The sequence below is a fragment of the Cupriavidus sp. GW822-FHT02D05 genome (assembly GCF_058802485.1).
The window spans coordinates 1-24,566 of the sequence record NZ_JBXAOE010000051.1 but is presented as its reverse complement, the minus strand read 5'-3'; the positions used below and the strand labels follow the sequence as shown (position 1 = coordinate 24,566).

General features: G+C 65.1%; 22 protein-coding genes. 19 read left to right on the top strand and 3 right to left on the bottom strand.

The annotated features are described in order from the left end of the window. Positions 1-75: 75 nt before the first annotated feature. Entirely contained in the window at positions 76-594 is a 519-nt protein-coding gene (locus AC1RQK_RS38465) for a MarR family winged helix-turn-helix transcriptional regulator (RefSeq protein WP_492372389.1), read from the top strand. 71 nt (positions 595-665) lie between these two features. Here AC1RQK_RS38465 and AC1RQK_RS38460 read toward each other — a convergent pair whose 3' ends face one another. Further along, positions 666-1,685 (bottom strand): tripartite tricarboxylate transporter substrate binding protein, encoded by a 1,020-nt coding sequence (locus tag AC1RQK_RS38460; RefSeq protein ID WP_492814720.1) that lies wholly within the window; start codon positions 1,683-1,685, stop codon positions 666-668. A gap of 254 nt (positions 1,686-1,939) precedes the next feature. Between AC1RQK_RS38460 and AC1RQK_RS38455 the strand changes: the two genes are divergently transcribed. Further along, a complete protein-coding gene (locus AC1RQK_RS38455) occupies positions 1,940-2,281 on the top strand; it encodes a DUF190 domain-containing protein (RefSeq protein ID WP_492814718.1) in 342 nt (113 codons plus the stop codon). 42 nt (positions 2,282-2,323) lie between these two features. Here the strand turns inward: AC1RQK_RS38455 and AC1RQK_RS38450 are convergent, their stop codons facing one another. Both AC1RQK_RS38450 and AC1RQK_RS38445 read right to left on the bottom strand, forming a co-directional pair. Further along, positions 2,324-3,817 (bottom strand): MDR family MFS transporter, encoded by a 1,494-nt coding sequence (locus AC1RQK_RS38450; protein ID WP_492814716.1) that lies wholly within the window; start codon positions 3,815-3,817, stop codon positions 2,324-2,326. Positions 3,818-4,190: 373 nt separating this feature from the next. After that, entirely contained in the window at positions 4,191-6,269 is a 2,079-nt protein-coding gene (locus AC1RQK_RS38445) for a methyl-accepting chemotaxis protein (RefSeq protein ID WP_492814714.1), read from the bottom strand. A gap of 957 nt (positions 6,270-7,226) precedes the next feature. Here AC1RQK_RS38445 and AC1RQK_RS38440 point away from each other — a divergent pair. The 17 genes from AC1RQK_RS38440 to AC1RQK_RS38360 all read left to right on the top strand — a co-directional run bounded on the left by AC1RQK_RS38440 (position 7,227) and on the right by AC1RQK_RS38360 (position 24,439). Beyond that, on the top strand, positions 7,227-7,550 hold the full coding sequence (locus AC1RQK_RS38440) for an RNA chaperone Hfq (RefSeq protein WP_492814712.1): 324 nt from the start codon (positions 7,227-7,229) through the stop codon (positions 7,548-7,550). A gap of 214 nt (positions 7,551-7,764) precedes the next feature. Next, the gene (locus tag AC1RQK_RS38435) at positions 7,765-9,093 is read left to right on the top strand and encodes a FliC/FljB family flagellin (RefSeq protein ID WP_183033360.1); all 1,329 of its coding nucleotides are present in this window, start codon (positions 7,765-7,767) and stop codon (positions 9,091-9,093) included. Between the two features lie 143 nt (positions 9,094-9,236). Beyond that, entirely contained in the window at positions 9,237-9,614 is a 378-nt protein-coding gene (locus AC1RQK_RS38430) for a flagellar protein FlaG (RefSeq protein ID WP_492814710.1), read from the top strand. 42 nt (positions 9,615-9,656) lie between these two features. Then, positions 9,657-11,129, top strand: coding sequence for a flagellar filament capping protein FliD (gene fliD / locus AC1RQK_RS38425; RefSeq protein ID WP_492814708.1), 1,473 nt, complete (start codon positions 9,657-9,659; stop codon positions 11,127-11,129). A gap of 50 nt (positions 11,130-11,179) precedes the next feature. Continuing rightward, positions 11,180-11,626 (top strand): flagellar export chaperone FliS, encoded by a 447-nt coding sequence (gene fliS / locus AC1RQK_RS38420; protein WP_492372378.1) that lies wholly within the window; start codon positions 11,180-11,182, stop codon positions 11,624-11,626. A 1-nt stretch (position 11,627) separates the two neighbouring features. Next, positions 11,628-11,963 (top strand): flagellar protein FliT, encoded by a 336-nt coding sequence (locus tag AC1RQK_RS38415; protein WP_492372379.1) that lies wholly within the window; start codon positions 11,628-11,630, stop codon positions 11,961-11,963. Between the two features lie 8 nt (positions 11,964-11,971). Beyond that, positions 11,972-13,300, top strand: a complete 1,329-nt coding sequence (gene fliK / locus AC1RQK_RS38410) for a flagellar hook-length control protein FliK (protein WP_492814706.1) — start codon at positions 11,972-11,974, stop codon at positions 13,298-13,300. Next, the gene (locus AC1RQK_RS38405) at positions 13,297-13,620 is read left to right on the top strand and encodes an EscU/YscU/HrcU family type III secretion system export apparatus switch protein (protein ID WP_492814704.1); all 324 of its coding nucleotides are present in this window, start codon (positions 13,297-13,299) and stop codon (positions 13,618-13,620) included. Before fliK ends, AC1RQK_RS38405 begins: the two co-directional genes overlap by 4 nt. 238 nt (positions 13,621-13,858) lie before the next feature. Continuing rightward, positions 13,859-16,105: an O-linked N-acetylglucosamine transferase, SPINDLY family protein gene (locus AC1RQK_RS38400; RefSeq protein ID WP_492814702.1), complete on the top strand. Its 2,247-nt coding sequence runs from the start codon at positions 13,859-13,861 to the stop codon at positions 16,103-16,105. Positions 16,106-16,164: 59 nt separating this feature from the next. Beyond that, positions 16,165-18,390, top strand: a complete 2,226-nt coding sequence (locus AC1RQK_RS38395) for an O-linked N-acetylglucosamine transferase, SPINDLY family protein (RefSeq protein WP_492814700.1) — start codon at positions 16,165-16,167, stop codon at positions 18,388-18,390. Next, entirely contained in the window at positions 18,387-19,160 is a 774-nt protein-coding gene (rfbF, locus tag AC1RQK_RS38390) for a glucose-1-phosphate cytidylyltransferase (protein WP_492814698.1), read from the top strand. Before AC1RQK_RS38395 ends, rfbF begins: the two co-directional genes overlap by 4 nt. Then, positions 19,160-20,224, top strand: coding sequence for a CDP-glucose 4,6-dehydratase (gene rfbG, locus AC1RQK_RS38385; RefSeq protein ID WP_492814696.1), 1,065 nt, complete (start codon positions 19,160-19,162; stop codon positions 20,222-20,224). The genes rfbF and rfbG overlap by 1 nt, the downstream gene beginning before the upstream one ends. After that, entirely contained in the window at positions 20,221-21,468 is a 1,248-nt protein-coding gene (locus tag AC1RQK_RS38380; RefSeq protein ID WP_492814694.1) for a methyltransferase domain-containing protein, read from the top strand. The genes rfbG and AC1RQK_RS38380 overlap by 4 nt, the downstream gene beginning before the upstream one ends. Next, complete coding sequence (rfbC, locus tag AC1RQK_RS38375; RefSeq protein ID WP_492814692.1) at positions 21,465-22,019, top strand: dTDP-4-dehydrorhamnose 3,5-epimerase; 555 nt, start codon at positions 21,465-21,467, stop codon at positions 22,017-22,019. The genes AC1RQK_RS38380 and rfbC overlap by 4 nt, the downstream gene beginning before the upstream one ends. Beyond that, the gene (locus AC1RQK_RS38370; RefSeq protein ID WP_183033372.1) at positions 22,016-23,146 is read left to right on the top strand and encodes a DegT/DnrJ/EryC1/StrS family aminotransferase; all 1,131 of its coding nucleotides are present in this window, start codon (positions 22,016-22,018) and stop codon (positions 23,144-23,146) included. Before rfbC ends, AC1RQK_RS38370 begins: the two co-directional genes overlap by 4 nt. A gap of 1 nt (position 23,147) precedes the next feature. Further along, complete coding sequence (locus AC1RQK_RS38365; RefSeq protein WP_006156068.1) at positions 23,148-23,795, top strand: GNAT family N-acetyltransferase; 648 nt, start codon at positions 23,148-23,150, stop codon at positions 23,793-23,795. After that, a complete protein-coding gene (locus AC1RQK_RS38360; protein ID WP_492814690.1) occupies positions 23,792-24,439 on the top strand; it encodes an LbetaH domain-containing protein in 648 nt (215 codons plus the stop codon). The genes AC1RQK_RS38365 and AC1RQK_RS38360 overlap by 4 nt, the downstream gene beginning before the upstream one ends. The last annotated feature ends 127 nt before the right edge of the window (positions 24,440-24,566 follow it).

Here is a 24,566-nt window from a genome sequence, read left to right as displayed (position 1 = left end):
TAAATACGTAAATATATTGACGTATACTAGGCGGACAACTGGACCAATGCAAGTACGGCTACTCTGGAATTTATGATGGTTAACCCCGATTTTGATGATGATCTTGCCCCGGCCGCGCGCATGGAAATGGCAAACAGGTTGTTCTTTCGCCTGTACCAATGCGCAAATATGTTGCATAAAACGGGGTCAAGGGCGGTCGAGGCCGAAGGCCTGACGACGCAGCAGTGGGCCGTGCTGGGCGCGCTGTCGCGGCCACAGGCGGCCGATGGCATGAGCGTGGGCGACCTGGCGCGCTACCTGATGGTGAGCCGGCAGAACCTGTCGGGGCTGATCAGCCGCATGGAGCGCGACGGCCACCTGAGCATGGCGCCCGACGGACGCGACCGGCGCTCGCGGCTGGTCACCATGACGCAGACCGGGCGTCATGTGTGGTTGCGCCTGGCGCAGCCCAAGATCCGGGATTACTACGAGCGGGCGCTGACCGATTTTTCAACCGGCGACATCACCCACACGCTGCACTACCTGCTCAAGCTGCTGGAAAACATGAAGGGGCTGGATGCCGAAGGCGCCGCGCCGGAGGATGGGCGGGAGTGAGGCGTCGTACATGAAGGGGGGAATGACGCAAACCGGCGGCCATCACCGGCTTGCGTTATTACGCTGTCGCCTTATTCAGCCTTGATGCCGCGCGTGCGGATCAGTTCGGCCCAGCCCGCGGTTTCCACGCGGATACGCGTGGCGAGCGCATCCGGCGTACCGGCAACCGGCTCCATGCCCTGCCGCGCCAACTCTTCACGCACGGCCTTGCTGCCGAACACCTCGCGCACGTCGGCATGGAGCGCCTCCACCACAGGCGCCGGCGTGGCGCGCGGCACCAGCAGCGCGTACCACGAGCTGACCTCGATGCCGCGCACGCCCTGCTCGGCCAGCGACGGAATCGCGGGCGCCGCGGGCGAGCGCGTGGCCTGGGTCACGGCCAGCGCGCGCAACGCGCCGGAGCGGATAAACGGCGCCAGCGTGGGCAGCGTGCCGAACAGGATCGGCACCTGCCCGCCCACCACATCGTTGAGCGCCTGCGTGGTGCCCTTATAGGGCACGTGCAGTAGCGCGATGCCGGTCTGCTGGCGGAACAGCTCGCCGGCGAGGTGCAGACCGCTGCCCACGCCTGGGCTGGCATAGCCAAGCGGCGGCTTGGCGCGCTGGGCCAGCGCCACCAGTTCCTGCACGGAGCTTGCGCGCACGGAAGGGTGCACCGCCAGCACATTGGGCGAACTTGCCAGTAGCGAAACCGGAAGGAAGTCTCGCTCGACGTTGTAGGACAGCGCCGGGAACAGCGTTGGGTTGATGGTCAGGTTGCCGGCGGGCGCCACCAGCAAGGTGCAGCCATCGCCCGCCGCGCGGCGCACCGCATCGATGCCGATATTGCCATTGGCCCCAGGCTTGTTGTCCACCACCACGGTTATGCCGCGGCGCTGGTGCAAACCCTGCGCGAGCGTGCGCGCGAGCAGGTCGGCCGGGCCAGCCGCCGGGAACGGCACGACAATGCGCAGCGCGCTGCAGGCAGGGGTGGGTTGCGCGGCGCGCGCCGCTGGTGCAGCGCCAATCCACAGGCAGGAGATCGCGAGGCAGGCAGCGGCGGGCCAGCGCAGTGCACGCCTGAGGTTGGTTTCGGACTTCGGATGTCGCACTGGGGACCTGCTAAGGGTTGGCGTAATGAGAGTGACTCCCTGGCTTTTGTTTTATATATAAAACCATGAATCGCTATTGAGACAAATGAAAATATAGCCCGCCCTTTCCCGGAACGGGTCTAGGGTAATCCCTTGGTTTTTGGGGAAGCAGGTTTCGCGCCTAAACTAAAGACGGCACCCCGCCAGGCGCACGCCGTCCATGCCACTTTCGCGGCACGCGAACACCGCCACAGGGGGGCAAAAGGGGGGATGCCGTGCAAGGCTTCCAACTCACGCTGTTCACCATCGAAAACCGCCGCCACCACGGCAAGCAGCTATCCCACTGGCTACTGCAGGTCCTGCGTGAACTGCAGATCCGCGGCGCCACGCATATGGTGGCGGCCGAAGGTATCGGCCATGACCGCCGCTTTCACACCTGGCATTTCCTGGAGCTGGCCGACCGGCCGGAGGAGATCACCGTGATTGCCACGGAGGAGGAAGTGCAGCGGCTGTTCGACCGCCTCGCCCTGGAAGACGTCCAGGTGTTCTACGCCAAGACGCCGGTGGAGTTCGGCTTCCTGGGAAAAAGCAGCGCGCCAGGGGCGCAGAGCCCCTGACCTGGCTGGGCCACGCGGCCTCACTCGGCCAGCGTGCGCCAGTCAATCCATGCTGGCCGCCACGCTAGCGCCGGTGCTGCCGCGCAAGGTGGCCTCCGGCAGACGCGCCACCAGGAAGGGCGCCACCAGCGACACGGCGGCGCTGAGCAGGAACAGCGTACGGAACGCGGCTTCGGCCACCGCCCGCACCGCGCCGGCATCGGCCGAAGTGCCCGCATCGCCCCCCACCATGGCGCGATGGAACATGCTCATCAGGATGTCCTGGCCGCCGGCCAGGTCCGCGATACCCATGCCGCCATGGCGCAACAGTGCGATCAGCACGGTGGTCAGCACCGCCACGCCAACCGCGCCGCCAAGCATGCGCGAGAAGGCGGTCAGCGCCGTGGCCACGCCCACCTGGTGCGCAGGCACCGCGTTCTGGGTAGCAACCAGGCCGCTTGGCAACTGCAGCCCGATGGCCAGGCCGAGGATCACCATCACCAGTGCGGTCAGCAAGACCGCATGCGGATCAACGAACGCCAGCGCGACGATCGCCAGCGGCGCGACCAGCGAGCCCGCCAGCTGCAGCGGCTTGTAGCGGCCGCTCCACGTCATCAGCCGCCCGGAGATGAACGCGCCAAACGGGATGGACAGCGTCAGCGGCACCAGCCGCAGCGCAGCGCTATCGGCCTGCACGCCGCCCACTACCTGGAAGCGCAGCGGCAGCAGCACGGACATGGCGATCAACTGGAAAAAGCACAGGAACAGCGTGACGCAGCAAATCGTGACCGTCGGCACGCGCAGCATGTCCAGCGGGATCATCGGGTCCGCCACCCGGCGCTCTTGCCACACGAACAGCACCATGGCGACCATCCCGGCCACCAGCAGGCCAAGCGTCTGCGGCGTGGCGGCAGACTGCCCCTGCCCGAGCCGGGTCAGGAACACCAGCACGCCGGTCAGGCCGCCACCGAACAGCAGCGCGCCGACGTAGTCGATGCGATGGCGGCGCCTGCCCGCCGGCAGGTGCTTGAGCGCACGGCGGACCACCAGCAGCGCGATCAGCGCCAGCGGCAGATTGATCCAGAAAATCCAGCGCCACGACAGGTAGTGCGCCAGGTAGCCGCCGATCACCGGGCCGGCCATGCTGGCCACGGCCCATACGCCGCTCACATAGCCCTGGTAGCGGCCACGGTCGCGCAGCGGCACCACATCGGCAATGGTGGCCTGCGACACCGAGATCAGGCCACCGCCGCCCAGCCCTTGCAGGACGCGCGCGATGATCAGTTGCGGCATGGTCTGCGCCAGCGCGCACGCGATCGAAGCCAGGAAGAACAACACGATGGCAAACGACAGGACCGAGCGCCGCCCGAGCAGATCCGAGAGCTTGCCGTAGATCGGCGTCACCACCGTGGAGGCCACCAGGTAGGCCGAGACCACCCAGGCCATCTCCTCGAAGCCGTTAAGCTGCAGCGCGATCTCCGGCAACACCACGGCCACGATCGATTGCTCCAGCGCCCCCAGCAGGATGGCCAGCATCAGCCCGAAAATGATCTGCATCACCGGCACCGGCGGAACCGGCGGGGGGACGAATGCCGTGTTGCGAGGGTTACCGCCGTCGTCCGCGGCCTCGGAGGAGGCGGAAGTGGCTGAGGCGATCGCGGTCGCGGGTGACCGGGCGGAAGAAGGCGGAGCTGAAGCCGCCAGGAAGGACGGCATGGAGACGGCGGTCATGGGCGCAGGGGAGAGAACGCTTGCGGCGAGGGACATTGAGTGCGGCGCCACCGCGAACGGGCGGCATCGCTCCTGTCTGTTTTTGTATACAAGGGCGCTATTGTAGGCCTAAGCCTTGCGCCTTGCAGCCGCCCCGCCGCCTTGCCGGGCTCCTGACCTGAACGCCGCCAAGGCGACATTCAAGGCGACGTTGCCTGTCTCAGAACGATTCCCAGTCCCCTGCAGCCACAGCCGGGCTGCCGGCAGCCGGGGGGTGCGCGGCGCGGCGCGGCGCCGGTGTGGCCACGGCAGCAGCCTTGGCCTGACGGGCGGCGGGCAGCGCCTTGGAAGACAGCACTGGTTCGCGGCCCTGGCGCACCACCGGCGCGCGGGCCTTGCTAGGCAACACGGGCTCGCGGGGGGTGCGGACCGCGCCGGCACGTGGCGCTACGGCGGCTGGCCGGGCCGCCGGCTTGGCGGCGGTTGCTGGTGCTACTCGTGCTGCCGGTGCTGCCGGCGCTGCTTGAACCACCTGCACTGCCTGGGCAGCACGAGCGGCCGGAGCCACGGGCTTGGCCGGGGTCGGGCGAGCCGCCCCCGGGCGGGCCGGCGGGTGGCTCTTGCCACCTGCGGCCGTGTGCGCCGCAGGGCGCCGCCCCGCGGCTGCCGGCGCCACGCGCGCTGCGGCTACCGTCCGCGCAGGCGCAGCCGGTGCCGGCGCCCGTGCAACATGCGTTTGCGCCGGTGTCACCTGGAACCTGGATACATCATCGACCAGCCCGGCTGCCTGCTGCTGCAGGCTCTCGGCGGCGGCGGCGGCTTGCTCCACCAGCGCGGCGTTCTGCTGCGTCACGCTTTCCATCTGATTGATGGCACGGTTGACCTGCTCGATGCCGGAGGACTGCTCCTCGCTGGCCGCGGCGATCTCGCCCATGATGTCGGTCACGCGCTTCACCGCCCCGACGATATCGTCCATGGTGCGGCCGGCGTCCTCGACCTGCTTGGCGCCATGGGCCACCTGCCCCACCGAGCCATTGATCAGCTGGCCGATCTCCTTGGCCGCCGACGACGACCGCTGGGCCAGGCTGCGCACCTCTGCGGCCACCACGCCAAAGCCACGTCCTTGCTCACCGGCGCGGGCGGCTTCCACCGCCGCGTTGAGCGCCAGGATATTGGTCTGGAAGGCAATCCCTTCGATCACGCCGACGATTTCGGCGACCTTGGCCGACGATTGCGAAATATGCTGCATGGTCTCGACCACGCCGCGCACTGCGTGCCCGCCCGCCGTCGCCACGCCGGAAGCGCTGACCGCCAGTTCGTTGGCATGGCGTGCATTGGCCGCGTTCTGCTTGACCGTCGAGGTGAGCTGCTCCATGGATGCCGCGGTCTGCTCCAGGGATGCCGCCTGCTCTTCCGTGCGCTGGGACAGGTCGGTATTGCCCCTGGCGATTTCCCGGGTCGCGCCATCGATCGACCGCGTCGCGCCCTGGATGCCGTGCACCAGTGTCGCCAACTGCCCGAAAGCGCGCTCCAGCGCCCCCAGCATGCGGCCCATCTCGTCATCGCTGCTGGCTTGGATGACATAAGTCAGGTTGCCATGTGCGAGCGCTTGTGCCGCATCCAGCGCTTGCCGCGCCGGGCGCGTGATCGAGCGCGTGATGCCGATGCCGAGGACGGCGGCCAGCGCGACCGCGGCGGCAGCCAGGCCCAGCAGCAGGTTGCGCGCCATCTCATAGCGGGCATTGGCCTCCTGCACGGCAGCGGCGGCCACCTTGCGCCCCCCGTCGGACAATTCGCTCAGCTTGTCGAAGTAAGGTGCCTGCGCCGCCGGCAGGGTCGCGACCAGCGCGCTGCGAGCGCTGTCGAACTCGCCGCCCTGCAACTGGCGCAACACCGTGTCGAGCTGGGTGTCGTAAGCATTGCGTGCCTCGATCAGGGCACGATAGGTTTCCTGGATCTCAGGCCTGGCGGACCTGGAAAGCCACTTCCCAAGTTCATCCAGCGTGCCACGCATGTCCTGGCGCAGCGCGCCGATGCGCTCGGCGTTGCGCCGCACGGCAACCGGATCCTCATTCAGGGTGGCATCGCGCACCAGGATGCCGGTGCGCAGCGCATCTTGCTTGACACGCTCGATCTCCAGCACCTTGAACAGGCGCCCTTCCACTGTCAGGCGCATCGATTCGTTCATGGTGCGCAGGGACATCATGCCCAGCACGGCCACGGCAACCAGCAGCAGCGCCACGAGCGAAAACGCTACCGTCAGGCGCACCCCAATGCCAAAGTTTCGCAACCAACGCATCTTCCCGGCTCCTTTAACTCTTATCGCGCGCGCTTCATCCTCGCCCCGGACAGATTTCCGGAGCGACGCCGCATCGCGGGCTTAACGGCAGGGACGGGAGCAAGCTTGAGGGCTAAACAGCGACTTCCACAAAGAAGCGGAAAAATGCGGAATTGAAAGGGAATATAAGGGGGAAAAGCCCGGCAATTCGAACGATTGGCCGGCTGCAACCTGTCGTCTAATGTCACCCATGCACTTCGAAGTGCCGCCACCGGCGCTTGTCGCCGAGGGCGCACAACAAGCAAAGTGGGCGCACAAAAAAAGAAGCCCACGCGCGGGGTGCTCGTAGGCTTTCCAGGACTGCTTTAGAGCCGAAAGGCCCTGAAGCGAATATAAACCTGCTTACATGAGGTGTAAATCCAATTTCTATCAGGGATAACTCTGATAGCAAAAGTGTCGAAAATGTCACTCAAGTGGCGAATACGCGGCATGGGATACATCGCAGCAGCAGGCCAGGGCCACCTTGTTGCCCGCAAACCCGTGCCAGATAGGGAATGCGGGCGCAGGTGGCGTTGGGACTTGCCACGCAAGCGCCTATCAATGCATAGATTTGCAGCGTGATGCAATAGTTTTATTAGAGGAAAACCTCTACACGAGACGCGCCCCCCAACCGTCAAGATTTGTAAGAAATTTTGTTACTCTCGCCCCTGAAGTATTCCCCTTCTCTTCTGGCGGCGTCGCCCGCCACAGCTTGTGGGGCAGCATCGGACCCACCGCCTGGACACAAACCAGGGCCGGTTCCGGCCCATGCCGCCTCGCCGTCCCGCGCCAGCACCGAGAGCGGATGTTTCATCCCCCGCCCAGCCCAGGCCGCGCCACAGCCGGCGCCCAGCCGTGCTGCCACACCCCATTTGCCCAGGCCCAGTTATTGGACCGTTGCCAGCCGCCAGAACCCGAGCGGGCTCTTCCGGAGAAGTTGTGAACAAGAAGGTAACCAGGATCGATCGCCCGAGCCGGAAACTGCAGCACCAGCAGCTCTCCACCCACAGCGCAAGTCGCAATCCTGTCGTCGTGCATTTATCGAACGGCATTCGGCTGCACGGCGTGATCATGGCGACAGACAACTATATGGTGTTGCTGGCCGAGTCTGCGCAGGACCCGCTTCCGCAGATCGTCTACAAGCATTCCATCGCCGTGATCACGCCGGCTCACGCCCCCGAGGCCACGGCCTGCGTGCCCGGGGCGGAGACCTCGCCGGAATTTGTCAGCTTATATACACCGCGTACCCGCAAGCGCCGCTAGGCGTTGCCGGGGTCACGCAGCTAGCCCGGCCGGGCTTGTTTCGCGCCAAATCCGTCACTCAGTTTCAAACCATCGCAAAGATCACTCTAAATCTTTTCCGGCACCAACCGATAACCCAAACAACGGTGGCACTTCTCGCCCAGCATTGCCTGGCAGCCAACGTTGCGGCAGCAGCCGGATTGCACAATCTACTGTAAAGAATAGGAGTCGTACCATGTCGATGACCATCAATACCAACACGTTGTCCCTGATGACGCAGAACAACCTGAACGCATCGCAATCGTCGCTGAACAGCGCGATCCAGCGTCTGTCGTCGGGCCTGCGTATCAACAGCGCCAAGGACGACGCCGCCGGCCAGGCGATCGCCAACCGCTTCACCGCCAACATCAACGGCCTGACGCAAGCACAGCGCAACTCCAACGACGGCATCTCGCTGGCGCAAACCACTGAAGGCGCGCTGAACGAAGTCAACAACAACCTGCAAGCTATCCGTACCCTGTCCGTCCAAGCCGCAACGGGCAGCAACTCGGCAAGCGACCTGCAATCGATCCAGGACGAAATCACGCAACGTCTGGCTGAAATCGACCGCACTTCGCAACAAACCGATTTCAACGGCGTCAAGGTCCTGTCGTCCACCGCCACCCCGCTGAGCGTGCAAGTCGGCGCCCAAGACGGCCAGACCATCTCGATCGGCCTGCAAGAAATCAGCTCGAAGACCCTGGGCATGACCGGCTTCACGGTGGCCAAGAACGCACTGAGCACCAGCGCCGCCGTCACCACGGTTGCAGCCGCCACCGGCTCCGCACCGGTTTCGGTCAACCTGACCTCGGCTGCCAACGCCCTGTCCGCCGTCGTCGGCTCGACCGTCAGCACCAGCTCCCTGACCCTGAACAACGTGCTGAACTCCGCCGGCAACGCCACCAGCAACTACGTGGTCAAGTACGGCAACGACAACTACGCTGCCTCGGTCGACGCCGCCACCGGCAACGTCACCCTGAACAAGGTGCAAGTGAAGATCGGCGATGCCGCCAACGGCAACACCGGCAACACCGTGGCTGGCCAGCTGGTCAAGGTCGGTGCCGACACCAGCGGCGCTGCAGTCGCTTTCATCACCCAAGGCGGCAACAACTACGCGCTGTCCGCTGGTACGCAGGCTGGTGCAGAGGCCAACGGCGGCTCGACCACCACGTCGGTCACGGACGCCACCCAAATCGAGCTGAGCACCGCCGGCACCACCACCGCAACGGCCCAGTTCACCGGCTCGGGCAGCACCAACCCGCTGGCCCTGATCGACAAGGCGCTGGCCACGGTCGACAAGCTGCGCAGCTCCCTGGGTGCCGTTCAGAACCGCTTCAACTCGGCCATCACCAACCTGGGCTCGGCGGTGACGAACCTGTCGGCTTCGCGCTCGCGCATTCAGGACGCTGACTACGCGACCGAAGTGTCGAACATGTCGCGCGCCCAGATCCTGCAACAAGCAGGTACGTCTGTGCTGGCCCAGGCCAACCAGTCGAACCAAGGCGTGCTGTCGCTGCTGCGTTAATTCTCGCAACAGACGGCTGCCTCCTAGCAGGACGGGTTCTACCCGGGCCCGTCCTGCCGGGAATGTTTTCAGAGCGGTCTCCGCTCTGAAAGCGTTTCCACCGAAGCCTTTTGTGCACAGACCCAACGCTGCGAGAACAGATCATGATCAGTTCGACCGAACCGCTACTGCCAATGCCGGCCGCACTCACCGTCGGGCCGGCATCGTCCGTTGGTACTACCGGAGCGACGAGAAGCCCTGCGGATCCGGGTTCGGGGGCAGCGGAATCGAAGCCGGCCGACGGCGCCCATGCGGCCGGCAGCGCCGGGCTGAACAGTGCGCTGAAGAGCCTCAACGAGGCCCTGGAGGCCACCCCGCTCGAGGTCCGCGTCAGCATCGACAAAGCCACGCACAGAATGGTCACGAGTGTCGTGGACAAGGCCTCCGGCGAGACGATTCGCCAGTTCCCCACAAAAGAAGTCCTGCGCATTGTCCGCGCCATTGATAAGTTGCAGGGCCTGCTGATTCACCAAACCGCCTGATCGGGCGCCTCTCCCCGTACACATAAACCACAGGTACGCATCATGAGTTCAACGAGTGCAACGAGTTCGACAAGCGGTTCAGCGATTTCGTCGCTTGGTGTCGGTTCCGGGCTGGATCTGAGCACATTGCTGACCAATCTGAAATCGGCGGAACAACTCAAGCTCACCCCGATCACCGATCAGCAAAGCGCGGTCAACACCCAGCTTTCAGCTTATGGCGTGCTGCAGGGAGCACTGGCCTCGTTCCAGTCGGCCGCCACCGCCCTGGGCACGGCCAGCCTCTACAACAGCACCACCACCTCGTCGAGCAACACCAGCGTGTTGAGCACCTCGGCCGATAATACTGCGGTGGCGGGCAGCTATGCCGTCAACGTCTCGCAGCTGGCCCAGTCGCAGACGCTGGTAGCGAACGGCATCACCGACAGCACCGGCATGCTGCTTGGCAGCGCCACCATCCAGATCCAGTTCGGCACCACCACCACCAGCGGCGGCACGACCACCTTCACACCCGGCAGCGCCGCGGCAGCGTCGATCAACATCAACGGCACCAACAATACGCTGAGCGGCATCCGCGATGCCATCAATGCCGCCAATGCCGGCGTTACCGCCAGCATCGTCAACGACGGCAGCAGCACGCCCTATCACCTGGTGCTGACCTCGAACACCACCGGCGCTGCTTCGAGCATGAGTGTTTCGGTCAGCAGCAACGGCAGCGGCGACCCCACCACCATCAGCAACCTGCTGACGTACAACCCGGGCGGCACGACGGCGATGACGCAGAACATCGCGGCACAGGACGCCAAGCTCAGCATCAACGGCCTGGCGATCACCAGTGCCAGCAATTCGGTCCAGGGCGCGGCCCAGGGCGTGACCCTTAACCTGGCCACCACCGGCACCAGCACGGTGAACGTGGCCAGCAACACCAGTGCCATGGCTACCGGTGTGCAGAGCTTCGTCACCGCGTACAACACCCTGCAGTCCACGGCGGCCCAGCTCTCCGCCTACGATCCGAGCTCCAAGACCGCCGGCGCACTGCTGGGCGACTCCACGCTGCGCGTGATCGAGAACCAGCTGCGCAACGTGATCAACACCCCGCAGACGGCCACCGGCACCACCGGCCTGACCAACCTGACGCAGATCGGCATCAGCTTCAACGCCGACGGCAGCATGTCGCTGGATTCGAGCAAGCTCAATACCGCACTCACCACCAACCGCACGGGCGTCGCGCAGTTGTTCAGCGGCACCGACGGCAAGTCGGGCTACGGCAACCAGCTGTCGAGCGCGGCGGCGGGCTTTGTCTCGCCCACGGGCGCGCTGACTACCGCCACCAACGGTGTCAACGCCACGCTCAAGTCGCTCGCGACCCAGTACACCGATGTGTCGGCCCAGATCGATGCCGCGGTGGCGCAATACCAGACCGAGTTCCAGAACCTGGACACGCTGATGGCACAGCTGAACTCGACCAAGACTTACCTGACGCAGCAGTTCAGCTCTTCGACCAGCACGTCGGGCTGAGCCCGGCCGGGTTTCTCGCACACGTCATAACAAACTCAGGGAGCGCCGCCATGTACGCACGCACCGCCGCCAACGCCTACACCAATGTCGGCCACGAGACCGGGGCCATGAGTGCCTCGCCGCACCGCCTCATCGTCATGCTGTTCGATGGTGCACGGGCGGCGATCGCCCGCGCCAAGTTCCACATGGAAGCAGGCAAAATCGCCGAGAAAGGCAAAGCCGTCTCCAACGCCATCAACATCATCGAAAGCGGGCTGCGCGCGTCGCTGGATCATGGCGCCAGCGCCGAGCTTGCCGGCAATCTCGATGCGCTCTACGACTACATGACCCGGCAGCTGATGCTAGCCAACCTGCATAACGACGAGAGCCGCTTCAACGAGGTGGACAAGCTGCTGGCCGACATCGCCTCGGCGTGGAGCCAGATCGATCCGGCAGCCATGCCGGAGCCTGCGCCCCAGGCGTCCATGCCGAGGGAAGCGGTCTCCATAGGGTCCTGACATGCTGCCGCAAAAGAAGAAGATCATCGCCTGCTACGAAGAACTGCTGCGCCTGTCCGGCCTGATGTGCGAAGCCGCGCGCGCGGGCAATTGGGATACCCTGTGCGCGCTGCAGAACGGGTACGTCACCCAGGTCAGCACGTTGAAGAGCATCGATGACGTGGCATTGCTGAGCGCCGAAGAGCGGCGCTACCGCTACCGGATGCTGGAAAACATCCTGTCGCAGGATGCCGCCATCCGCAACCTGGTCACGCCGAAGATGGAGGAATTGGGGTACCTGCTGAATAACTCGCGCCGCCGCCAGGAACTGCATCACGCCTACGGCTCGCCGGCCTGATACGGCAAATGATCGGCATCAACCTTCCGGCAGATGTATCGCTTGCCCTGCGCGCGGATCCGCAGGCGCTCAAGTCCGCCCTAACCGTAGCCAAGCTGGCAGCCTTGCAGCCGGTTGGCACCGTCACCGACACGGTGGGGACTGCCGAGGGCGGCAACACCGTGCAACAAGGCCGGGCGGGAACGGTCGGTACCGGCATGCCGCCCGCGCCCGAAGGCGTGGCAACAACTTCGGCGCGCGAGTCGTTCAGCACGGCGGCACGCGTCATCCTCGACATCCTGGACGGCACCGACGCCGCGCCGCTGCGCAGCGCGGCGCCCATCGTGGCCACACCGCCGGGCAGCGGCCAGGCCAGTTCTCTGGCAAGCGCTCTGGCCCGCCAGGTTGGGCAGAGCGGCCTGTTCTATGAGTCGCATCTCGGCCAATGGCTGAACGGCACGCGCCCGCTCGATAGCCTGATGCGCGAGCCCCAGGCTTTGCTGGGGCGCCCGCCCGCCGCGCCGCCGGCCACCACGGATGCCACGCAACCGGTATTGCAGTTGGCGTATCAGCCGGCTGCGGGCGCGGCAGCGCCTGCCCCGGCACAGGCCGCTGCCCAGGTGGCTGCCAACGTCGCCAAGGCCGCCGTCGCCGTCACGGCGGATTCGGGCAGCCTTCCGCTTCCCGCGGAAGGCCCCGGTACCGACGCGCCGGCACAAGCGCAGAAGGCCACGGGCATTTATTCCACGCCCGCCCCCAGCCCCGCCTCCACGGCGGCGCCTGCCGCGAATCCGTCCACGCCCTCCGCACATCTCGCCCAGCAGGCAACCCAGGCCTACCAGGCAGCTTCAGCCACGCCAGCGCCGCGCACGGTGCATCTCTCGGCGGACGACATCTTCGGCGCAAGCAAGCCGGCCGCCGACCCGTTGCAAGCCACCAGCGCCACCGGCCCCGCCGTGCACCCGGATGCCACCACGCTGGTACGCCAGCAACTCGACACCCTGGCGACCCAGCAATTGCGCTGGATGGGCGAAGCGTGGCCGGGCACGCCGATGCAATGGCAGATCACGCGCGAGCAAGATGACACCCCCGCGCGCGGGCAGGGCGAGCCGCAAGCCATTGCCGGTGGCGCCTGGTCAACCCGGCTGGTCCTCGAGTTCCCCAACCTCGGCACCGTGGAGGCCAGAATCAGGCTCACCGGCAACAGTGTCGAAGCACGCCTGGCGGCGCCCGCCTCAGTCAACCTCCTGGCCGGCGCGCGCGCGCAGCTCCAGGATCGCCTCGCCGCGACCGGCCTCGATCTCACCGCGTTGGCGGTGGATGGCATCTTCCAACCGGCCGGGAACACCAAGCGGTGAGACAGCCCGACGACAACGCGCGCGGCACGGCGGTGGCGCTGAGCTACGACGAAACGCGCGACCAAAGCCCCCGCGTGGTCGCCAAGGGCTACGGCGACGTGGCCGACGCCATCATCGCCCGCGCCCGCGACGGCGGCGTCTATGTCCACAATTCCCCCGCGCTGGTGACCTTGCTCATGCAGGTCGACCTGGACTCGCGCATCCCGGAGCAGTTGTACGTGGCCGTGGCCGAATTGCTGGCCTGGCTGTATCAGCTCGAAAAGGGCGAGGCACAAGCCGGTTCTTCCGCGCCGGCGTCGAATACGTTCAGCCCTCGCTGAGTCCCCGGCGGCGGCCGCCCTCCCCCCCGAAAGCGCCGCATTCACCCCAATGCTGCCCCGCCTCCGGAATTAGCCTCTTTTTTGGCTTGTATTCCGGCCTCCCCGTGCCTGTCGTCCTGATAACTTTCAGGGGCCGGAACAGCCTGGCGATGCCGCCGCGACACCGCCTTTCCCGGTACGCGGCGGCGTCGCCAATAAGCGCATTGCCTGTACCAGCCCGCCAAGACGGGCCCAACCGATGAAACCTACCAACGCTAGCAAGTCTCCCCGCCAGATCGAGAAGGCTCGCGCAGCCTACCAGGCCGGCCAGTACCGCGCTGTACTCAGAGAAGCCGAAAAGGCGGAGCAGATCCTCGGCAAGCGGGCCGACGCCTCTTACTGGCAGATGGCAGCCTGGCTGGCCCTGCAGGATACGAAGAAGGCCGGCGAGATCCTGCGCGACGGGCTGCAGCATTTCCCCGACGACATCGAGCTGATGTCTCTTGGCGGTTTCGTCCTGCTGCGCAACGGCGAGCACGAGCAAGCCAGGCAACTGCTGCAGCGCTGCGTCGGCGCCGCTCCCGGCTCGCTGAGCGCGTGGGTGCACTACGCCGCCCTGCTGCTGGAGTTGCGCGAACCCGCGGCGGCCAAGGAAGCCGCGCTCAAGGCGCTGGCCATCGATCCGAACGAACCCATCGCCGCCTGCAACTACGCCCTCGCCCTGAAGGAAATTGGGGAGATGGGCGAGGCCATGGAGGCACTCTGGAAAGCGGTAAGACTGGCCCCGAAGAATCTCGCCATCCGCGCCAACCTGCTGTTCGCCATGTTGTTCGCGCAGGAAACCACGGCAGCCGACCTGCTGCGCGAAGCCAGGGCCTACGAGCAGTTGCTGCTGGCCGGGCAGCGCTTCCCGCTGCGCAAGCACGCCCTGCGCCAGGACGGCGGCCCGATCCGCCTGGGCCTGCTATCCAATGACCTGCTGCGGCACGCCTGTGCCTACTTCATCCTGCCGCTGCTTGCCAACCTGGACCGCACCCGCGTAGAAGTGGTGGCGTTCTCGCTCAACCCGCAGAGCGACCACGTCACCGACAAGATCCGGCTGCACGCCAACCAGTTCATCGAGTTGGCCGGCAAGTCCACCGCCGATATCGTCGACATCGTGCGCGGCCAACAGATCGACGTGCTAATCGACCTCGGCGGGCATACCGGAACTTCCCCGCTTCCCTATATGGTCCACGGCCTGGCACCGGTACAGATGACGTGGCTGGGCTACCCCGGCAGCACAGGGTTGAGCGCTATTGACTATCGCATCACCGACTGGACCTGCGATCCAGAAGGATTCGAGCCGCACTACAGCGAAGCCTTGCTCAGGGCGCCCGCCTTTTGCACATATGCCCCGCTGATCCATAGTCCGCTCGAGGCCTACGGATCCAAGTACCGGGTCCAGGACACACCAGCGCTGCGCAACGGGACTGGCGCGATCACCTTTGGCTCCTGCAACAACCTGGGCAAGGTGACCGACCAGACCCTTTCCCTGTGGGGCGCCGTGATGGCACGCTGCCCCGGCAGCCGGCTGCTGATCGAAGCGCGTGACATCGACAACGACGCCGTGAGCGGACCACTGCTGACACGCCTGGCCCGGGTCGGCATCGACGCGGCCAGCGTCATCTGCGTTCCGCGGCTGGTGCAAAATCAGTACCTGACCTACAACAACATCGACATCGTCCTCGACACGTGGCCGCTGACCGGCGGCACCACCACGTGCGACGCCGTGTGGATGGGTGTGCCGGTGGTATCGCGGGCCGGCGCCGCCTACCATTCGCGGATCTCCGCGGGTGTCTTGCATGCCATCGGGCTCGATGGCCTGGTGTGCGCGGACGAGCGCGAGTATGTCGAGGTCGCGGTGCACCTGGCGACCCACCTCGAAGAGCTCAATGCCTTGCGGCTATCGACCAGGCACCGCTTCGAGCAGAGCCCCCTGGCCGACAGCGCAGGATTCGCGCGCTGGCTGGAAGATCAGTTGACCACCCTGGTCCAGCCGCACAGGCCAATCGATAGCCAGACTGCCGGCTCACGCGATGGCGTCTACTTCGCCGATGCCTGGCACACCATGGCGGAGATCGTGGTGGCGATCGCGGGCCTGCTGGAAGCCCAGCGCTACGTGGAACTGCGCAGCCTGATGGAGAACTTCTCCGCGAAATGGCCCAGGCACTGGATCACGGCCTATGTACTGGCCGAGATCGCGCATCACAGCGGACAGCCCGAAGCCTGCGTCGAATACCTGATGGGGAGCATCGGCCTGCGTGCCTATCACCTGCCGCTCTATCGCTTACTCAGCACCCGCATGGATGCATATCAGTACGACAAGGGCATGCTGGGTGAATTCCTGCAACAGCAATTCGGCATAAGCCTGTCGTTCCTGGAGCAGCAAGGAGCGCCCACGATCCTCGAAGTGCTTGGCATCGACATTGCGCGAGCGCAAAACCTCGAACCGGCCCACGCCTGATGGCTGCCTTGCAAGCCCTGGCCGCGCGCCGCCTCGCCTGACAAACTAGCCCATCCAGAATGAAAAACAACGCAGCCAACTCCAAAGCGGATCGGTACATCAAGAAGGCCGAGACCAGCTACTTCGCCGGCCGGTACCATGAAACCATCGAACATGCGGAGAAGGCCGGCAAGCTGGCCCCCAGCCTCTACCAGGCATATTACTGGCGCGCCGTAGGCACGCTCGGCCTGCAGCAGATCGAGCAGGCTGACCGCATCGCGCAGGACGGGTTGAAGGCGCACCCGAACCAGCCCGACATGATCGTCACGGTCGCCCGCATCCTGAGCGCGATGGGCAAGCACGAATCGGCCCGCGCCATGCTGCGGGACTGCGTCGCCGTGCACCCGGGCAACCTGGCAGCCTGGGCCAACTATGTCATCGTCCTGCAGAAGCTGGCCCTGCACGCGGATGCCAAGCACGCGTCTCTCAAAGCGCTCGAGATCGCCCCCAACAATCCCGCCATCCTGGCAAATTACGCCAACGACCTGAAAAACACGGGATTCGCGGAAGACGCGATCTCGGTACTCAGGAAGGCCGCGGCCCTTGACCCGGGCAACAAGAGCATCCGCTCCAACCTGCTGTTCCTGTTGCTATTCGGCGAGAAAACCGGCGCCGCCGATCTGCTGAAAGAAGCGAGCAGCTTCGCGCAGCAGCTTGCCAGCCAGCGCCAGCCTCTGCTGAACGTGCAAGCGAAACCGGCGTCCGAGCGCATTCGCATTGGCATTCTTTCGAATGACTTGTTCCGCCACGCGTGCTCGTACATCCTGATCCCCTTCATCGCCAATCTGGACCGGGCGCGATTCGAAGTGGTAGCGCTCAGCCTGCACTCCTATCGGGATACCGTCACGCAGAAGATCGCCATGTATTGCGATCGCTTCGTCGACGTGGCCAACATGGCGGAGAACGAAGTCGTGCGAACAGTGCGCGAGGAAAACCTCGACCTGCTGATCGATCTTGGCGGCTACACAGGCACCTCGCCCTTGCACTACATGGTCTACGGCCTGGCCCCTGTCCAGCTCACCTGGCTGGGCTATCCCGGCAGCACCGGGATGCCAGCCATCCACCATCGCATCACGGACTGGATCGGCGACCCGGCGGGAGCCGAATCGCACTACACGGAGAACCTGTTGCGCGCGCCGGGCATCTTCGCGGTCTACTACCCGATGATCAATAGTCCGCTAAAGGCCTACCAGCCCGAATACCAGGTACGCGAGACACCCGCCAACCGCAACGGCTTCATCACCTTTGGCTCCTGCAACAACCTCGGCAAGATCGCGGACCGCACGCTGCGGCTCTGGAGCGCCACCCTGGCAAGCTGCGCGGATAGCCGGCTGCTTGTGGAAGCCGCGGAACTCGACCGGGACGAGGTAAGGATTCCGCTTCTGGAGCGCATGCAGCAGGCCGGAATCGATACGCAGCGGGTGACCTGCATACCGAGGGAAGGCAAGAACCAATACCTGACCTACCACGATATCGACATCGTGCTCGATACCTCCCCCGTTACTGGCGGCAATACCACCTGCGACGCGCTCTGGATGGGCGTGCCCGTGGTCACGCTGGCCTGCGCCCCGTTCCACACCCGCGTTTCGGCGCCGTTCTTGCACGCCATGGGGCTGTACGAGCTGATCTGCGAAACCGAAGAAGCCTATGTCACGGTGGCGGCCAGCCTGGCCAGCAACCTCGACCAGCTCAATGCCCTGCGCCTGAGCATGCGGCACCGCTTCGAGAAAAGCGCCATCTTCGACGCCGCCGGCTTCGCGCGCTGGTTCGAAAGCCAGGCGGTAGCGCTGGTTGGCCAGCACCGCGACGTGAGCCATCTCGAGGCACGCACCCAGGATGGCGTCTTCTGCGCCGGCGCATGGCATTCCATGGAAGAGCTCGTGCTGACCATCGGCCTGCTGCTGGAGGAAGGGCGACATATCGAGCTGAGCAGCCTGCTGGAGAACATGTCGGCAAAGTGGAGCAAGCACTGGCTGGTCGCGTTCGCGCTAGGCGAGATGCAGCAGCACTTGGGCAACCACGACCGCGCCCTCGAACTGCTGATGGAGAGCATCAACCTGCGCCCGTACCACGTGCCGCTCTATCGGCTGCTGAGCGTACGCATGGACGAAGGCGGCCACGATAAAAGCCCCCTGGCTGACATCCTGCAGCAGCAGTTCGGCCTGGATCTCGCCTTTATCGAGCGCCAGGGCAAACCCACGACCTATGAAATCCTGGGCATCCAGGTATTGGAGGAAGCCGCATGAAAGCCGTCATCCTGGCGGGCGGGCTTGGTACCCGCATTTCCGAAGAGTCGCACCTGCGCCCCAAACCGATGATCGAGATCGGCGGCAAGCCGATCCTGTGGCACATCATGAAGATGTACGCTGCGCACGGCATCAATGATTTCGTCATCTGCCTGGGCTACAAGGGCTACGTCATCAAGGAGTACTTCGCCAACTACTTCCTGCATATGTCGGACGTCACCTTCGATATGTCGGAGAACCGCATGGACGTGCATTGCCGCAAGGCAGAGCCGTGGCGGGTCACGCTGGTCGACACCGGCGAAGATGCGCAAACCGGCGGCCGGCTGCGCAGGGTGCGCGACTACCTCACGCCTGGCGAGTCGTTCTGCTTCACCTACGGCGACGGCGTCTCCAGCATCGACCTGAGTGCGGAGATCGCATTCCACCGCGACCACGGACGCTGGGCAACCGTCGCCGCAGTGCAACCTCCCGGGCGCTATGGCGCGCTCGAGCGGACCAATGAGGGCATGGTCACCGGTTTTTCCGAGAAGCCGCGCGGCGACGGCGGCTGGATCAACGGGGGCTTCTTCGTGCTCGAGCGCGAGGTGCTGGACCTGATCGCCGACGACCAGACCCCCTGGGAACAAGCGCCGATGAAGGAGCTGGCACGCTTAGGGCATCTCCTGGCCTACGAGCACGACGGATTCTGGCAGCCCATGGACACGCTGCGCGAAAAGACCCAGCTGGAAGAAATGTGGCAGTCCGGCTCCGCTCCCTGGAAATGTTGGTAATGCATGCACTGTCCTGCTACGCCGGGCGCTCTGTCTTCCTGACAGGCCATACCGGCTTCAAAGGCGCCTGGATGGCGATGTGGCTGACCCGGCTGGGCGCGCGCGTGAGCGGCTATGCCCTGCCCTGCGCCACCAGCCCGGCGCTGTTCACCCTGGCCGATGTCGAGGCGGGCATGCACGCGCACCACCATGGCGATGTCCGCGACCAGGCTGCCTTGACCGCCGCGCTGCACGCGGCACAGCCCGAGATCGTCTTTCACCTCGCCGCGCAGCCGCTGGTGCGCGCCAGCTACGATCAGCCGGTGCAGACGTGGGCCACCAACGTGATGGGCACGGTGCACCTGCTGGAGGCCGTGAGGGCCTGCCCATCGGTGCGCGCCGTGGTGGTGGTCACCACCGACAAGAGCTATGAGAACCGCGAATGGCTGTGGGGCTACCGGGAGACTGACCCGCTCGGCGGCCACGATCCCTACAGTGCCAGCAAGGCTGGCGCGGAGCTCGTGGCGGCGAGCTACCGGCGGGCCTTTCTGGCCGGGAGCGGGGTACTGGTGGCGACCGCGCGTGCCGGCAACGTGATCGGTGGCGGTGACTGGTCGATGGATCGCCTGATCGCGGATGCCGCGCGCGCCGCAGCGGCAGCGCAGCCGCTGCGCATCCGCAACCCGGAAGCCACGCGTCCCTGGCAACACGTGCTGGAGTCGCTGCGTGGATACCTGCTGCTGGGTGAACGCCTGTGGGCAGGCGAACAAGCACTGGCGGAGGCCTTCAACTTTGGCCCCGCCGCTACCGATAACCTCCCTGTGGCCGAGGTCCTCACGCGTCTGCAGGCTCACTGGCCAGGCTTGCAATGGGAGGTCGACGAGGCCGCCCGGGAGCAAGCGCCGCATGAAGCCCGCTACCTGTATCTTGATTCGGCCAAGGCCCGACAAGTGCTGTCGTGGCGTCCGCGCTGGACGCTTGACGAGGCACTGGCCGCTACCGCCGAGTGGTATGGCGCGGTCCAGCGCGACCCACACCTGGCGCGTAGCCTCTCCGAACAACAACTGGATCGATTCAGCTCATGACAGACGCCGCACCCAACCACGGTAACTGCCGCGCCTGCGACTCGCCGCTGGTGCACACCTTCGTCGACCTGGGACTGTCCCCGGTCTCAAACGCCTTCATCAAGCGCGAAGACATTGGCAAGGGCGAGATGTTCTATCCGCTGCATGCGCTAGTCTGCGACCACTGCTGGCTGGTGCAGCTCAGCGACGTGACGGGGGCGCAGGCCCACTTTCACGACGACTACGCCTACTTCTCTTCGTTCTCTGCCTCCTGGCTGGAGCACGCCCGCCGCTACGTCGAGGACATGACGAAGCGCTTCGCGCTGGGCGGGGACAGCCGCGTGATGGAGATCGCCAGCAACGATGGCTACCTGCTGCAGTACTTTGTGCAGGCCGGCATCGATTGCCTGGGCATCGAGCCCACGGGCAACACCGCCGCGGCCGCGCGCGAGCGCGGTGTCGCCAGCCGCGAAGTGTTCTTTGGCCGCGATGCAGCACAGTCGCTGCGCGACGAGGGCTGGCAGGTCGATCTCCTGCTTGGTAACAACGTGCTCGCGCATGTGCCTGACCTCAACGACTTTGTCGGCGGCATGCCTCGCGTGCTCAAGGCTGAAGGGGTGATCACCCTCGAGTTCCCGCACCTGTTGCGCCTGATGGCCGAAACGCAGTTCGATACGCTGTACCACGAGCATTTCTCCTACCTGTCGCTAAGCGCGTTGCTGCCGGTGTTTGCACGCGCGGGCTTGCGCGTGTTCGATGTGCAGACCCTGCCCACCCATGGCGGCAGCCTGCGCCTCTTTGTCTGTCACCAGGCCGCCGCGCACGCCGTCACCGCGCAAGTCTCGCAATGCCTGGCGGCGGAGCAGGCCGCCGGCCTGACCACGCTCGCGCCTTACACGGCCTTTGCGGAAGCGGTGCGCGCCACCAAGCGCAGCCTGCTTGACTTTCTCGTGACCGCGCGGCGCGCCGGCAAGCGCGTGGTTGGCTATGGCGCACCGGCCAAAGGCAACACCTTGCTCAACTATTGCGGCATCGGCACCGATTTCATCGACTACACCGTAGACCGGAATCCCCACAAGCAAGGCACGCTGTTGCCAGGCTCGCGCATTCCGGTGCTGGCGCCGGAAGCCATCGATGCGGATCGTCCCGACTACGTGCTGATCCTGCCCTGGAACCTGCGCGAGGAGATCATGGGCCAGATGGCGCATATCCGCGGATGGGGCGGCAAGTTCCTGGTGCCGATCCCGGAGGTGCGCAGCCTATGAAGTTCGTTGCCGCCCGTTTGCCTGGCGTGTTCCTGGTCGAGCCAGAGCAGCTCCGCGATGACCGCGGCCATTTTGCCCGCACCTGGTGCGAGCAGGCATTTCGCGAGCAGGGCCTGGATGCGCGCCTGGTTCAGTGCAATGTGTCCTATAGCCGCCAGCGCGGGACGCTGCGCGGCATGCACTACCAGGCGGCACCGTACGCGGAAGCCAAGCTGATCCGCGTGACCCGGGGCAAGGTGCATGACGTGCTGCTGGACCTTCGCGAGGGCACGCCGGGTTTTGGCCAGTGGCAGGCGTTTGAGCTCAGCAGCGACAACGGCGCCATGCTCTACGTGCCGCAAGGCGTGGCGCACGGCTTCCAGACCCTTTGCGACGACACCGAGATGTTCTACCAGATGTCCGCCCCCTACTCTGCCGCCCACGCGGCGGGCGTACGCTGGAACGATCCCGCTTTCGATATTTCCTGGCCGCTGGAGAATCCCATCCTCTCTCCACGCGACCAACAACATCCACTGTGGCAACACCAACCCAACGCAGGAGACCCGACATGATTCCGATGTTCAAACCGCTGATCGAAGAAGAAGAAATCCAGGCGAGCCGCGAAGCCCTTGAGCTCGGCTGGCTCGGCATGGGCAGCTACGTGTCCGCGTTCGAGGAAGAAGTCAAGAAGCTGATCGGCGCCGAAGACAAATACGTGGCCGCCGTCAGCACCGGCACGGCCGGCCTGCACGTGGCACTGCTCGTGGCCGGCGTGGGCCCGGGCGACGAGGTCATCGTTTCGTCGTTCAACTGCTCGGCGGACTTCCAGGTCATTACGCAGGTGGGCGCCGAGATCGTGTTCTGCGACTGCGAAGACGACACGCTGTGCATCGACCTCAAGCGCGCCGAAGAGCTGGTCACCGAGCGCACCAAGGCCATCATCGTGATGGACTACGACTGCCTGCTGTGCGACCACGACGAAGTGGCCGCGTTCGCCAAGCGCCACAAGCTGCGCGTCATTCACGATGCGGCGCACTCCTTTGGCTCCAAGTACAAGGGCAAGCCGGTCGGCAGCTTCTCCGATATCTGCGTGTTCAGCCATGATCCGGTGAAGACCGTGACCTGCCTGGACGGCGGCACCATCGTGGTCAGCACGCCCGAAGACCTGAAACTGGTGCATGAGCTGCGCCTGCTCGGCATGCAACAGCCGGCAGCCGTGATGTACAAGAACCAGCGTGCCTGGACCTTCGATGTGGAACGCGTTGGCTATCGCTATCACATGATCAATATGCATGCCGCCGTCGGCCTGGCGCAGCTGCGCAAGATCGGCACCATCGCGAAGACGCGCCGCGATGCCTGCGTGGAGTACAGCCGCTTGCTGGCCGATGTGCCCATGGTGCGCACGCCGAAGTCGAAGTTCGAAGATGTAAACCCGTTCCTGTACTACATCCGCGTGCCCGAAGGCCATCGCGACGATCTGCGCGCGTACCTCAAGGAGAACGGCGTTGACACCGGCATTCACTGGCAGCCGGGCCACTGGTTCACGCTGTGGAAGGACTGCAAGGCGGGCGACCTGTCGGTCACCAACAGTGTTGGCAAGGAAATCCTGTCGCTGCCGCTGTACTCCAAGATGGATCTGGCGATCGTGCGCGAAGTGGCCGCCAAGGTGCGTAGCTATTTTGACAAAGTGGTGGGCTGACATGGACACGCGCATCTCCGGCAAAGAGCTGATTGCCAGCATCAAGGCCAGCGCCGCAACGAGCCAGGTGGGCGTGGTCATCCCGGTCGGCCGGCCGGTCGTGGCCGTCTTGCGGCCCATTCCGACCCGGCCCGGCTGCATCGCGCAGACCGACCTGGAATTGCTCAGCGAATGGCGCAATCGCCATGTGAAGTCCTTCCTGACCGAGTTCGCCGCGCATGCCAAACGCACCGAGCAGTGGCTGGTGGACTACGTGCACGCCAACCCCTCGAAGTTGCTGTTCATGGTGGAGAGCCTTGACGGGACGCCGCTTGGCCATGTCGGCATCGATTTCATCGACTGGGATGCCAGCTACGGTGAAGCGGATGCCATCGTCAGCGGTGGCGCCTCCCCGCGCGGGCTGATGAAGGAAGCCCTGCGCACGATGCTGGACTGGGCCGAGCACCAGCTCGGCCTGCGCCACCTCGCGGTCAGGGTGCGATCCGACAATAGCGCGCTGGAGTTCTATCGCAAGGTCGGCTTCGTCGAGGAAAAGCGAGTCCCCCTGAATGTGGAGAGATCGCAAGACATGGTGCGCTGGTACGAGGACCCTGCCGTGCAGGATCCGCAAGCCGCCCTGGTCTACATGAACTACCGCAAACAGGCATGAAGCTAATCGGCACCGACCGGGCCGGACTGGCCAGCTATGTGCAAGCACAGCTGGCCAGCTTTTTTCCGGATGGCGCGGATCACCGGACCGCGCTCGAACGCTATCTGGACGAGGCACTCGCCAGGACCGGCCGTTGCGTCGATGCGGTCCGGATGTGGCGGCCAGGTGAATTCGATTACCTGCACTCCAGCCAGTACGCCACCTTTCTCTACTACCTGTCCAACTCGATCTGGCGCGATGGCGGCGACCTGCGCGCGTGCACCAAGCTGTTCTGCCTGAACAAGGCGCTCAACGCGATGGACCTCTTCTACGAGGTGATCATGCCCGAAGTCTTCCTGATCGGGCACTCGGTCGGCATCGTGCTGGCAAAAGCCACCTACGGCAATTACCTCGTGCTGTACCAGAACTCCACGGTAGGCAAGAACCACGGCGCCGCCCCGGTGATCGGCGCCGGCGTGGTGATGTATCCCAATACCGCCATCATCGGCCGCAGCCATGTGGGCAATGGATCGGTGATTGCGCAGGGGGTCAGCGTGATCAATCGCGATACGCCGGGGGATTGCCTGGTGTACGCGGGAAATGCCGGGGATCTGGTGTGCAAGCCGGTGCGCGAACCAGCGGCGGAAGAGTATTTCCGGCTGTAAGTTCCCGGGAGGCTGTCGGCCCGTGCCGTAACGAAGGCATCGCGGCATAGCAAGCGCCCGCCCTCTCCCCCGGCCCCTCTCCCACAAGTGGGAGAGGGGAGCCAACCAGCGGCAAGATCAACCAACT

What these genes read in the sequence shown, in the direction of transcription:
- AC1RQK_RS38380 (WP_492814694.1), top strand. Translation starts at nt 20,221, where the DNA reads ATGACAGACGCCGCACCCAACCACGGTAACTGCCGCGCCTGCGACTCG.
- rfbG (WP_492814696.1), top strand. Translation starts at nt 19,160, where the DNA reads ATGCATGCACTGTCCTGCTACGCCGGGCGCTCTGTCTTCCTGACAGGC.
- fliK (WP_492814706.1), top strand. Translation starts at nt 11,972, where the DNA reads ATGATCGGCATCAACCTTCCGGCAGATGTATCGCTTGCCCTGCGCGCG.
- AC1RQK_RS38370 (WP_183033372.1), top strand. Translation starts at nt 22,016, where the DNA reads ATGATTCCGATGTTCAAACCGCTGATCGAAGAAGAAGAAATCCAGGCG.
- AC1RQK_RS38395 (WP_492814700.1), top strand. Translation starts at nt 16,165, where the DNA reads ATGAAAAACAACGCAGCCAACTCCAAAGCGGATCGGTACATCAAGAAG.
- AC1RQK_RS38365 (WP_006156068.1), top strand. Translation starts at nt 23,148, where the DNA reads ATGGACACGCGCATCTCCGGCAAAGAGCTGATTGCCAGCATCAAGGCC.
- AC1RQK_RS38415 (WP_492372379.1), top strand. Translation starts at nt 11,628, where the DNA reads ATGCTGCCGCAAAAGAAGAAGATCATCGCCTGCTACGAAGAACTGCTG.
- AC1RQK_RS38465 (WP_492372389.1), top strand. Translation starts at nt 76, where the DNA reads ATGGTTAACCCCGATTTTGATGATGATCTTGCCCCGGCCGCGCGCATG.
- fliD (WP_492814708.1), top strand. Translation starts at nt 9,657, where the DNA reads ATGAGTTCAACGAGTGCAACGAGTTCGACAAGCGGTTCAGCGATTTCG.
- fliS (WP_492372378.1), top strand. Translation starts at nt 11,180, where the DNA reads ATGTACGCACGCACCGCCGCCAACGCCTACACCAATGTCGGCCACGAG.
- AC1RQK_RS38445 (WP_492814714.1), bottom strand. Translation starts at nt 6,269, where the DNA reads ATGCGTTGGTTGCGAAACTTTGGCATTGGGGTGCGCCTGACGGTAGCG.
- AC1RQK_RS38360 (WP_492814690.1), top strand. Translation starts at nt 23,792, where the DNA reads ATGAAGCTAATCGGCACCGACCGGGCCGGACTGGCCAGCTATGTGCAA.
- AC1RQK_RS38430 (WP_492814710.1), top strand. Translation starts at nt 9,237, where the DNA reads ATGATCAGTTCGACCGAACCGCTACTGCCAATGCCGGCCGCACTCACC.
- AC1RQK_RS38435 (WP_183033360.1), top strand. Translation starts at nt 7,765, where the DNA reads ATGTCGATGACCATCAATACCAACACGTTGTCCCTGATGACGCAGAAC.
- AC1RQK_RS38400 (WP_492814702.1), top strand. Translation starts at nt 13,859, where the DNA reads ATGAAACCTACCAACGCTAGCAAGTCTCCCCGCCAGATCGAGAAGGCT.
- AC1RQK_RS38450 (WP_492814716.1), bottom strand. Translation starts at nt 3,817, where the DNA reads ATGCAGATCATTTTCGGGCTGATGCTGGCCATCCTGCTGGGGGCGCTG.
- rfbF (WP_492814698.1), top strand. Translation starts at nt 18,387, where the DNA reads ATGAAAGCCGTCATCCTGGCGGGCGGGCTTGGTACCCGCATTTCCGAA.
- rfbC (WP_492814692.1), top strand. Translation starts at nt 21,465, where the DNA reads ATGAAGTTCGTTGCCGCCCGTTTGCCTGGCGTGTTCCTGGTCGAGCCA.